This window comes from Cetobacterium sp. ZOR0034 (assembly GCF_000799075.1).
In the GTDB taxonomy this organism is placed as follows: Bacteria; Fusobacteriota; Fusobacteriia; order Fusobacteriales; family Fusobacteriaceae; genus Cetobacterium_A.
Map to the genome: position 1 here is coordinate 1 of NZ_JTLI01000037.1, position 10,395 is coordinate 10,395.

Annotated in this window: 10 protein-coding genes and 1 tRNA gene; 3 read left to right on the forward strand and 8 right to left on the reverse strand. The window is 30.4% G+C overall.

The annotated features are described in order from the left end of the window. Window positions 1–164 precede the first annotated feature (164 nt). The gene (locus L992_RS08045; protein ID WP_047395534.1) at window positions 165–806 is read right to left on the reverse strand and encodes a Crp/Fnr family transcriptional regulator; all 642 of its coding nucleotides are present in this window, start codon (window positions 804–806) and stop codon (window positions 165–167) included. Window positions 807–915: 109 nt separating this feature from the next. Here L992_RS08045 and aroE point away from each other — a divergent pair, with 109 nt between their 5' ends. Then, window positions 916–1,719, forward strand: a complete 804-nt coding sequence (gene aroE, locus L992_RS08050; protein WP_047380870.1) for a shikimate dehydrogenase — start codon at window positions 916–918, stop codon at window positions 1,717–1,719. Between the two features lie 17 nt (window positions 1,720–1,736). Then, on the forward strand, window positions 1,737–2,090 hold the full coding sequence (locus L992_RS08055; RefSeq protein ID WP_047380873.1) for a zf-TFIIB domain-containing protein: 354 nt from the start codon (window positions 1,737–1,739) through the stop codon (window positions 2,088–2,090). Window positions 2,091–2,122: 32 nt separating this feature from the next. On the opposite strand, the gene leuS is transcribed toward L992_RS08055, so the two are convergent. The 4 genes from leuS to L992_RS08075 all read right to left on the reverse strand — a co-directional run bounded on the left by leuS (window position 2,123) and on the right by L992_RS08075 (window position 7,373). Then, complete coding sequence (gene leuS / locus L992_RS08060) at window positions 2,123–4,735, reverse strand: leucine--tRNA ligase (protein WP_047395537.1); 2,613 nt, start codon at window positions 4,733–4,735, stop codon at window positions 2,123–2,125. Window positions 4,736–4,811: 76 nt separating this feature from the next. Further along, complete coding sequence (gene rlmB / locus L992_RS08065) at window positions 4,812–5,522, reverse strand: 23S rRNA (guanosine(2251)-2'-O)-methyltransferase RlmB (protein ID WP_047380878.1); 711 nt, start codon at window positions 5,520–5,522, stop codon at window positions 4,812–4,814. A gap of 14 nt (window positions 5,523–5,536) precedes the next feature. Beyond that, entirely contained in the window at window positions 5,537–6,808 is a 1,272-nt protein-coding gene (murA, locus tag L992_RS08070) for a UDP-N-acetylglucosamine 1-carboxyvinyltransferase (RefSeq protein ID WP_047380880.1), read from the reverse strand. Window position 6,809: 1 nt separating this feature from the next. Beyond that, window positions 6,810–7,373, reverse strand: a complete 564-nt coding sequence (locus L992_RS08075; protein ID WP_047380881.1) for a DUF1694 domain-containing protein — start codon at window positions 7,371–7,373, stop codon at window positions 6,810–6,812. Window positions 7,374–7,473: 100 nt separating this feature from the next. Here L992_RS08075 and L992_RS08080 point away from each other — a divergent pair, with 100 nt between their 5' ends. Next, the gene (locus tag L992_RS08080; protein ID WP_047380883.1) at window positions 7,474–8,289 is read left to right on the forward strand and encodes a carboxypeptidase-like regulatory domain-containing protein; all 816 of its coding nucleotides are present in this window, start codon (window positions 7,474–7,476) and stop codon (window positions 8,287–8,289) included. Window positions 8,290–8,322: 33 nt separating this feature from the next. Here L992_RS08080 and L992_RS08085 read toward each other — a convergent pair whose 3' ends face one another. The 3 genes from L992_RS08085 to L992_RS08095 form a co-directional block, all read right to left on the reverse strand. After that, window positions 8,323–9,672 carry a glucose-6-phosphate isomerase gene (locus L992_RS08085; protein WP_047380885.1) on the reverse strand — a complete coding sequence of 450 codons (1,350 nt, stop codon included), beginning with the start codon at window positions 9,670–9,672 and terminating at the stop codon, window positions 8,323–8,325. 20 nt (window positions 9,673–9,692) lie between these two features. Further along, window positions 9,693–10,145: an S-layer homology domain-containing protein gene (locus tag L992_RS08090; protein WP_052191633.1), complete on the reverse strand. Its 453-nt coding sequence runs from the start codon at window positions 10,143–10,145 to the stop codon at window positions 9,693–9,695. Window positions 10,146–10,231: 86 nt separating this feature from the next. Next, window positions 10,232–10,306: transfer RNA gene (locus L992_RS08095), tRNA-Cys, on the reverse strand. Window positions 10,307–10,395 lie beyond the last annotated feature (89 nt).

Genomic DNA, 10,395 nt, shown 5'->3' on the forward strand with positions numbered 1-10,395 from the left:
GTTTGCCATTTCTGGCATTTTGTTATTTTCATAACTTCTGACTATTTTCTCTATTCGGTTGTTAATGTCCTTTTCAATGTTGTGCGGTTGTTCCCGCTACAAGAAGTATAATAACATAAATTTTAAACTGTGTCAACAAGTTTTTTTATTTTTTATTAAATTTTTCATAAATTTAATTTAAATCTATTTTTTCCATCTCTTTCTAGTATCCCCTCTTCAACAAATTCACTAATCACTCTAGACAAAGAGGGCCTACTAACTCCAAATATTTCAGATAACTCTTTTATTGAATGTTTAAAAAGTATTTTATTATCTATTTTATTTTGATGAATATAATCAAACATTTTCTCTCTTATTGTTTTCGCATTAAAATTTTTCCAAACTTTATTTGATAAAAATTGAGTTTTATCTGAAATTTCATTTAAAAAATTTATTAAAATCATTTCTTTTATATTAAATAATTTCAAAAGATTTTTTTTATCAATATGTAAAATCTCAGTTTTTTCTAAAGAGATTAAATCAACAGGGATAATATTGTTTTGACCAAAAACAAAAGCTGAGGCTATTAAATCACCAGTAGATAAATTCTCTATCTTTTGAATATCACCTGTATCTTTTAACATCTCTGCACTTAAATTTCCTTTAAGAACAATAGAAATACCATCTAATACATCTCCTCTAAAAAAAACAATATCGTCTTTTTCAAATTTCTTTACATCAAAGTTTATAGTATTAAATATCTCTTTTATTTCATTTTCCTCTAAATCTTTAAATAGTATTACTTTTTTTAAAAAATCAAAATTCAATTAATTTACCTCCCGTAACTATTTTTTTAATTTATTTATAAATATAATATCATTGTTTATTAAAAAAAATAATAATATAATTATTATAAAAAAAGAGGTGATTTAATTTATGAAAAAATTTGGATTACTTGGAAAAAATATTTCCTATTCATTCTCTCCAACACTTCATGAAAAAATATTCGAACTATACAATATAGAAGCCGAATATAAAATTTATGATTTGGATAACGAAAACTCTATAGAGCACTTTTTATCTACACTAAAAGCAGATGGAATTCTAGGACTAAATATAACCATCCCATACAAAACAACAATTCTAAAGTTCGTTAATGAACTTTCGCCGGAAGTTAAAGCGATCGGAGCTGCAAACTGTATAAAATTTTCTGATAACAAAATAATTGCCTATAATACCGATTATTTTGGACTTATAAAAACTTTTAAAAAAATGGGATTGAATCTAAAGAACAAAAAAGTCGTTGTTTTAGGAAGTGGAGGAGCTGCAAAAGCTACTATAAAAGCACTTGAAGACCTGAAAGCAATTGTATATACCGTTTCTAGAGATCCGGAAAAAGCCAAACAAACGCTACATAGTTCGTTTACTATTTCATATGACGAACTTATGAAAACATCTGGCTATTTAATTATAAATGCTACTCCAGTTGGAACTTTTCCTAATACAGAAATCTCTCCTGTACCCAAAGAAGTCCTTCTAAACTTTGACTTTGCTCTAGATTTAATATATAATCCTAAAGAAACTCTATTTTTAAAATTTGCATACTCTAATAATAAACAAATCGAAAATGGACTTTGTATGCTAATTTCACAAGGAGTTAAATCTGAAGAGATTTGGAATGAAGTAGAGTTAAATTACGAAAAAATTTATGATGAACTTATTGATGAAATTTATAAATAACGGAGGATTATAAAAATATGAAAAAAATAGTTATTACATGTCCTAAGTGTAAAGAGAAAATGAGAATAATGGATAAAGTTGCTAAATATAGATGTCCTAGCTGCAAAGAGGTTTACAAGTTTACAACTTTCAAAAGAATAATCCAAAAAATTATTGGTTTCTTCCAAGGAATTGTACAAACTTTTATAGATATAAAGACAAATTTTATAACAAAATATAGAAATACTAAAGCAACATATAACTACATGAAGCAAATGAAAACTAATATGAAAAATAATCCTAATTGGTCAAACTATCACAAAGAACAAGCTGAAGAAAAAAAGATGAGAAACGCACAAAAACCTAACTTTTGGGATAGATTCAAAAAATAAAAATAGGAGAGCAAAATTGCTCTCCTATTTTATTACTTTACAACTATATTTACAATTTTACCTGGAACAACAATAATTTTAACTACTGTTTGACCCTCGATGAATTTCTTAACATTCTCTATTTCTAAAGCTTTAGCTTGAACTTCCTCTTTAGAAATTGTTCTTTCTACTTCTAAAGTTCCTCTTAGCTTACCATTAACTTGAACTGCTATTGCAATTTCATCAGCTATTGTTAACTCTTCTTTATGAGTTGGCCAAGCTTGTAAGAATAACATCCCTTCATTCCCCATCTCTTGCCATAACTCATCACAGAAATGAGGAGTAAATGGAGATAACATTACAACCACGTTTACCATAGCTTCTCTAAATATTTTTTTAGATTCAGATGTCTCTTTATCCGTTCCTAAAACTTGAGTTCTAAAGTCTTGCATCTCATTTAATAACTCCATAGTTGCAGCAATCGAAGTATTGAAGTGGTAATCAGCTTCAATAGATTCAGTTACCTTTTTAATTGTTTGATGTAACTTTCTTACTAAAGCTTTATCCTCTTTAGTTAACTTAGAGTAGTCAATCTCTGACGTATCTGCTAAATACTCTTTATTTTCTAAAACTAATCTCCAAATTTTATTTAAGAATCTAGCAGCTCCTGCTAATCCATTTTCATTCCACTCTAACTCTCTTTCAGGAGGTGCAGCAAACATTATGAATAATCTTGTTGTATCTGCTCCATACTTATCTATCATTATTTCTGGGTCAACACCATTATTTTTTGATTTTGACATTTTTTCTACTTTTACTTGTAACTCTTCTCCAGTAGTTTTTAAGAATGCTGAATTTCCTTTAATTTCTACTTCTTCAGGATATAAGAATCTATTCTCATTAGCTGAGTAATATGATGGTCCTAATACCATTCCTTGAGTTAATAATCTTTTAAATGGCTCGTTAGATGAAAGAAGACCCATATCTCTTAAAACTTTTGAGAAGAATCTAGAGTATAGTAAGTGCATTACTGCATGCTCTATTCCTCCAATATATTGGTCTACTGGTGCCCATCCATCAGCAATCTCTTTTGCAAATGGTAAGTTTTCATTTTTAGGATCACAATATCTTAAGAAATACCAAGATGAATCTACGAAAGTATCCATCGTATCTGTATCTCTTCTTGCTGGCCCACCACAACATGGACAAATTGAATGTTTGAAACTTTCAGATGTCTCTAATGGATTTCCATTTCCTGTAAACTCAACGTCTGTTGGTAGTAAAACTGGAAGATTTTCATCTTTTTCCATTACTACTCCACACTTTTCACAGTATAAAGCTGGAATTGGTGTTCCCCAGTATCTTTGTCTAGAAACTCCCCAATCTTTTAATCTATACTTTGTTGTTCTTTCTCCAAAACCTTTCTCTTCTACAAATTCTGCTATTTTAACTAAAGCCTCTTTTGAAGATACTCCGTTAAATTCAGAAGAGTTCGTCATTTTTCCAGATCCAATAAATGCATTTTTCATTTCTGATGCAACTATTGAAATCTCCTCTTTTGATTCTTTATCTATAGGATTGATTACAACTTTAATTGGTAAATCATATTTTTTTGCAAAAGCAAAGTCTCTCTCATCATGAGCAGGAACAGCCATTACAGCTCCAGTTCCATAGTTCATCAGTACATAATCCCCTATCCACAGCTGAACTTTTTCACCATTTACAGGATTAATCACATGCCAACCTGTGTTTACTCCATTTTTCTCTTTTCCTTCAGCTGTTCTTTCTATCATATCAGTATTTTTCATTTCTGATACAGCATCTTTTATTGATGGATTAATTTTTATTATTTCATCAACTAAAGGGTGCTCTGGTGCTATTACTGCATAAGTTACTCCAAATAATGTATCAACTCTTGTTGTGAACACTGGTAAGTTTTCATCTTTTTCTACCAACTTAAAGTTAACTTCTGTACCAATAGATTTTCCAATCCAGTTCTTTTGCATTGTTAATACTTTTTCTGGCCATCCAGCTACTAACTCTTTATGCCCTTCTAATAACTCTTCAGCATAATCAGTTATTTTAAAGAACCATTGCTCTAAATCCTTTTGAATAACAGGAGTTTTCGAATGTCTCCAACACATACCATCTTCAACTTGTTCATTAGCTAGAACTGTTTGACAATCTGGGCACCAGTTTACTGTTGATTTTTTCTTATAAACTAATCCCATTTCAAACATTTTTTTGAATATCCATTGATTCCATTTGTAGTATTCAGGAGTATAACTCGCAATCTCTCTATCCCAATCATAAGATAATCCCATCATTTTCAATTGTCTATTCATATTATCTATGTTAGATTTTGTCCAAATTGCAGGGTGTGCTCCATTTTGAATTGCAGCATTTTCAGCAGGTAATCCAAACGAATCCCATCCCATAGGATGTAATACGTTATACCCTTTCATTCTTTTATATCTTGCTATTACATCTCCTATAGTATAGTTTCTAGCATGTCCTACGTGCAATTTCCCTGATGGATAAGGTAACATCTCTAAAACATAGTAGTTCTCTTTTCCTTCTACTTTATCTTCAGTTTTAAAAATATTTTCATCTTTCCATTTCTGTTGCCATTTTTCTTCTATTTGGCCAAAGTTATATTCTCTCATTTTTTCACCCCATCAATTTTTCATTTTATCTCATAATATAGCATAAAAAAACCTGTACTTCCACAGGTTTATTTATTTAATATAGGTTTTTAGCTATTTCAGAAAGTATGATTCCTCCAGCAACAGATACGTTAAGAGAGTTTATCTTTCCATGCATTGGTATTTTTACTAAAATATCACAATTCTCTTTTACTTTCTTTCTAATTCCTTCTCCTTCACTTCCTAAAACTAAAGCTGTTTTATTAGGGTACTTCTCTTCATGATAGAACTTAGTTCCAGAACCTTCAGCTCCATAAACCCAGAAGTCTAACTTCTTTAATTTTTCTATCGCATCTGATATATTTGTAACTTTTACTATATCAACATGCTCAATAGCTCCTGTTGAAGTTTTTATTACTGTTTCATTAATTTTTACAGAGTTTCTTTCAGGAATAATAATTCCTTTTACACCAAATATTTCAGCACTTCTTATTATTGCACCAAAGTTTCTTGGGTCTTGAACTCCATCTAAAATTAAAACTATTGATTTTTCATCTCTAGCTATTTTCTCTATAAACTCACCTAATTCGATGTAGTAATCATAATCACTAAGGTATGCTACAACTCCTTGAGAGTTCTCCTCTTTTTTTCCAACTGAGAATATTTTTATATTTCTTGCAGAAGCTAAAGCTTTTAATTTTCCAAGCTTCTCCTCTCTCATTCCTTTAAAAATCTCAATTTTCTCGATATTGTTAGACTTATTTTGTAATAACTCTATTACAGGATTTATTCCTATTACTTTTTCCATTTTCTCACCCTTATTTATATTTCTACTTTTATTCTTTCTATATCTGCACCTAAAGCTCTAAGTTTAACCTCTAAGTTTTCATATCCTCTATCTACATGATAAATTCTATTTACAATAGTTTCACCCTCTGCCAGTAATCCAGCTAATATTAACGACGCTCCAGCTCTTAAGTCACTAGCCATAACTTCAGCTGAAGAGAAGTTATCTATTCCATCTATTCTTGCCATATTGGCATCTGTTGTTATCTCTGCTCCCATTCTATTTAGTTCAGGAACATGCATAAATCTATTCTCAAATATTGTTTCTTTTATTTCACTTGTACCTTTTACCAAACACATTAAAGTCATCATTGGCGATTGTAAATCTGTTGGGAATCCTGGATGAGGCATTGTTGTTGCCTTCACTGGCTTCAAATCTTTAAGCTTTGTTTTAGTTGTTAAAGTATCTCCATCTATTTCAAACTCTGCTCCCATCTCTTCTAATTTAGATACAAAGCTTTCTATATGATCTCTAACAACACCTTTAACTGTTATAGCTCCATCGAACATAAGTGATGCCACTATAAATGTTCCAGCAACTATTCTATCAGGAATAATAGAGTATTCACAAGGATTTAATTTTTCAACACCCTCTATCTCTAATCTTCCAGTTCCTATTCCATTTATTTTAGCACCCATTTTCACTAAAAAATTACACAGATCATCTATTTCTGGTTCTCTTGCTGCATTTTCTATAATAGTTTTTCCTTTTGCTTTTACAGCAGCCATTATAACGTTTTCTGTAGCTCCAACACTTGGGAAATCAAAAACAACTTTTCCACCGATTAGTTCTTCAGCTTCTCCTTCTACATATCCATGGTCTATATCAATTTTAACTCCAAGGGCTTCAAATCCTTTTAAATGTAAATCTACAGGTCTAGAACCTATTGCACATCCTCCAGGTAAAGAAACCTTCGCTTTTTTCTCATGAGCTAACATCGGTCCCATAACTAAGAAAGATGCTCTCATCTTTTTTACTAAATCATATGATGCAACCAATGATTTCAGTCCATTATTTACTATTTTATAAGAGTGATCTCCTAACTTTTCTATTTCAAGTCCTAAACTTTCTAAAAGTTGAACTAAAGTATTTATATCTCTTAAATTTGGTACATTATTTAAAACGTATGTTCCTTTCTCTATTAAAGTAGCTACAAAAATTGGAAGTGCTGCATTTTTTGCTCCTTCAACTGCTAACTCTCCACTTATTTTTTTTCCACCAATTATTTTGAATGCCTCTACGCTCATGTTATCTCTCCTTTTTGTCAAATCTATCTATTGGACATACTTTTCCAAATAATCTATCAAAAAAATTCATCTCTTGAAATTTGTCTAAATGTGATGGTAATTTTTCTTTCAACTCTTTATAGTGTTTTGGACAAATTTTATGCCCTTCTCCATAAATAAACCCTTCACTTAAACCAACATCTGTATATACCTTTGTTGCACTTTCAATTACAACCTCTTTATCTTCATTATCTAAAGCTTCACTTGATACAACTACTAAACCTACATTCCCTCTAAAAGTTATATCATCAACCAAAGTATATCTAAGTCCAACTTTTTCAGCTTCATCTATATAGGTTTTTATACATTCAAAGTGAACATCTCTTCTAATTTTTAATAGAATAGCTCTCTTATCTTTCATCACTTCTTTTATCTCGTTATGAATAAGATTTCTTTCAATCTCTTGTCTATCTAAAGCTGCCAATACATTTTCTTTAAATTCGCCTAAATAAATCAACTTTTCAGTTTGAGTTTTTAAGAAGTGTAGCTTTGCTTTTTCTCTTTCGTTTATTATATCATCTACCACGAAATCACCTTCTATAAAATTTTATTTTTATTAATAATTATAGCATATAAAATCAAAAAAGTGATATAATTAAATATAACATCACTATACAGGAGGTACTATGAGATTCAAACTTTTCCTTTGTTTTATTATAGTTTTTTCATTAAGAACTTTTACTCAGAACGAAATAGTTGATATCTCTGGATTTGTAACTGATAAAGAATTTAGATTAGGGAATGCCACGGTTTCTTTCTCCAATAGTTCTAATATTACAAAAACAGTAAAAAGTGATATCAATGGAAATTTTAGTATAAAACTCCCTAAAAACAAATATCGAATTACTGTAAAAAAAGATGGATACACCTCTTTATTAGATAACGATTTTTTTGTAGACTATATATTCACCGAACCTAAACAACTTATTTTAAATATGACTGACAATAAAATCCGTATATATGGAAAAATTATCAATAAATTTGGCGAACCTATTAATAATGCCGATGTCAAAATTAAAGTAGGAGAAAATTTAATAGATCTTAGCAGTGATACTTCTGGACGTTTTTCTTTTGAGGGTCAAGTTGGACTTATATCTATCTTTGCTCAAAAAGATGGATTCTATGGGAATGGAACATCTATGTTAATTCAAAATGAAAAATTTATAAACGACATCTCAATTACTTTAGAAGCAAAGACTTTTTATATTTCAGGCGCTCTTGTAAAAGGTAATAGCTATTTGAAAGATACATACCTTGAACTTATAAATGCCTCAAATAATAAAGTTATCTCTACTATAAAAACAACAAAAGACGGTCTTTTTGAATTTAGAAATATACTTACTTATGAAAAAGCCTACTTTAGAATTCCTAGTTTAGGATATAGAAGTGAATCTTTTACAATCAATAAAGACTTAAGACAATTTAATATATTTACAGATTAAAAAAGAAGCTAAAATTTAGCTTCTTTTTTCTTACTATTTATTTAATCTTTTATTTAATTCCTCAGCTTGTTTTTCAAATCCTTTTTTCCCTAAAAGAGCAAACATATTTGCTTTATAAGCTTCTACTCCTGGTTGGTCAAATGGATTTACTCCTAATAAATATCCACTCACTCCACACGCCTTTTCGAAGAAGTAGAACATATATCCTAAATGATACGGTGTTGCTTCTGGAATATTCACTATTAAGTTTGGTACTCCTCCATCCACATGAGCTAGTACAGTTCCTTCTGCCGCTTTCTTATTAACAAAATCCATTCCTTTTCCTGCTAAGTAGTTTAATCCATCTAAATCTAACTCATCAGCTTCTATTAAAATATCATGCTCTGGAGTTTCAATATTTACTAAAGTTTCAAATAAAACTCTCTTTCCATCTTGAATATATTGCCCCATTGAGTGTAAATCTGTTGAGAAATCTGCTGCTGTTGGTAATAACCCTTTTCCATCTTTACCTTCTGATTCTCCAAACAGTTGCTTCCACCATTCACCAATATAGTGTAGTCTTGGTTCGTAGTTTATTAACATCTCTACATCTTTACCTTTTCTATTTAAAATATTTCTGATTGTCGCATATTTTAAACAGTCGTTTTCTGCATATGGTGCTTTATAAGCTTCTTGAGCATCTTTTGCTCCAGCCATTAGTTCATCTATACTTATTCCTGCTGCTGCTATTGGTAATAATCCTACAGCCGTTAATACAGAGAATCTTCCCCCTACATTATCAGGTACTACGAACGTTTCATATCCTTCATCTGTAGCTAGCTTTTTTAAAGCTCCTTTACTTGCATCTGTTGTAGCGTAGATTCTTCTTCTTGCTTCCTCTACTCCATATTTTTCTTCTAAATGCTTTTTAAATATTCTAAAAGCTATAGCTGGTTCTGTTGTTGTTCCTGATTTTGATATAACATTTACAGAGTAATCTCTATCTCCTATTATCTCTAATAAATCTTTTATATATTTACCTGATATGTTTTGTCCTGCAAAATATATTTCAGGTCCTTTTCTATTCTCTTTTGTTTGGTTGTTATAGAATGTGTGTGATAAAAATTCTATTGCTGATCTTGCACCTAGGTATGATCCACCAATTCCAATAACTATTAAAACTTCTGAATCATTTTTTATTTTTTCTGCTGCTGATTTTATTCTATCAAATTCAACTTTGTCATAATTAGTTGGTAAATCTATCCAACCTAAAAAATCATTCCCTGCTCCTGATCCACTCATTAAAGTTTCTGTAGCAGTTTTACATTGAGCCTCCATTAATGCTAATTCATTCTCATTAAAAAAACCTAGTGCATTTGAATAATCAAACGATAACTTTTTCATAATATCTACCTCCATATTAATTAAATCCCTGCATTTTTTTCCAAAGCCTCTACTCTTTTCCTTAACTCATTTACTTCCTTTTGAGTTTCATCATTTTTTTGCCTTATAACTTCAATATCAATTCTCATATTTTCTATTTTTCCATTAAATAACTCTGCATTAAAACCAATTTTAGTAAGCTCTCTTGAAAATTCATAAACCAAACTTTCTAAAATTACCAAATCTCCTCGATTAGCTTTTTTTTCATCTAAGCTATTAAAAGATCTGTTTAATCCTTCTGCAAAACTATACCTTGAAACCGGAAATTCTCCTTTGAATAAAAAACTATCTTCAGATATTATCCCTTCATTTACAAGATTTTCTATTGCTTTATATGCCCAATGGTTTTTAGGAACATCATCAAATATCAGCTCTTTTCCCTGTCCATAAGCTAATGCTATCAGTGTAAAGTATATCATAATTATTTTCTTCATACACTACCTCTTTATGGTTAATTTTTTTTCAATTATAGCACAAAGAATAAAAAAAAACAGCCCTAAAGCTGTTTATATCTTAATTTTGGAGGCGACGACCAGATTTGAACTGGTGAATAGAGATTTTGCAGACCTCTGCCTTACCACTTGGCGACGTCGCCTTCTATTAAATTAATGGTGCCCAGAGGCGGAATCGAACCACCGACACGGGGATTTTCAGTCCCCTGCTCTACCGACTGAGCTATCTGGG

Excerpts from the sequence above, each read along its gene's own strand:
- L992_RS08080 (WP_047380883.1), top strand. The coding sequence starts at position 7,474 with ATGAGATTCAAACTTTTCCTTTGTTTTATTATAGTTTTTTCATTAAGA.
- L992_RS08085 (WP_047380885.1), bottom strand. The coding sequence starts at position 9,672 with ATGAAAAAGTTATCGTTTGATTATTCAAATGCACTAGGTTTTTTTAAT.
- murA (WP_047380880.1), bottom strand. The coding sequence starts at position 6,808 with ATGAGCGTAGAGGCATTCAAAATAATTGGTGGAAAAAAAATAAGTGGA.
- L992_RS08090 (WP_052191633.1), bottom strand. The coding sequence starts at position 10,145 with ATGAAGAAAATAATTATGATATACTTTACACTGATAGCATTAGCTTAT.
- L992_RS08055 (WP_047380873.1), top strand. The coding sequence starts at position 1,737 with ATGAAAAAAATAGTTATTACATGTCCTAAGTGTAAAGAGAAAATGAGA.
- leuS (WP_047395537.1), bottom strand. The coding sequence starts at position 4,735 with ATGAGAGAATATAACTTTGGCCAAATAGAAGAAAAATGGCAACAGAAA.
- rlmB (WP_047380878.1), bottom strand. The coding sequence starts at position 5,522 with ATGGAAAAAGTAATAGGAATAAATCCTGTAATAGAGTTATTACAAAAT.
- aroE (WP_047380870.1), top strand. The coding sequence starts at position 916 with ATGAAAAAATTTGGATTACTTGGAAAAAATATTTCCTATTCATTCTCT.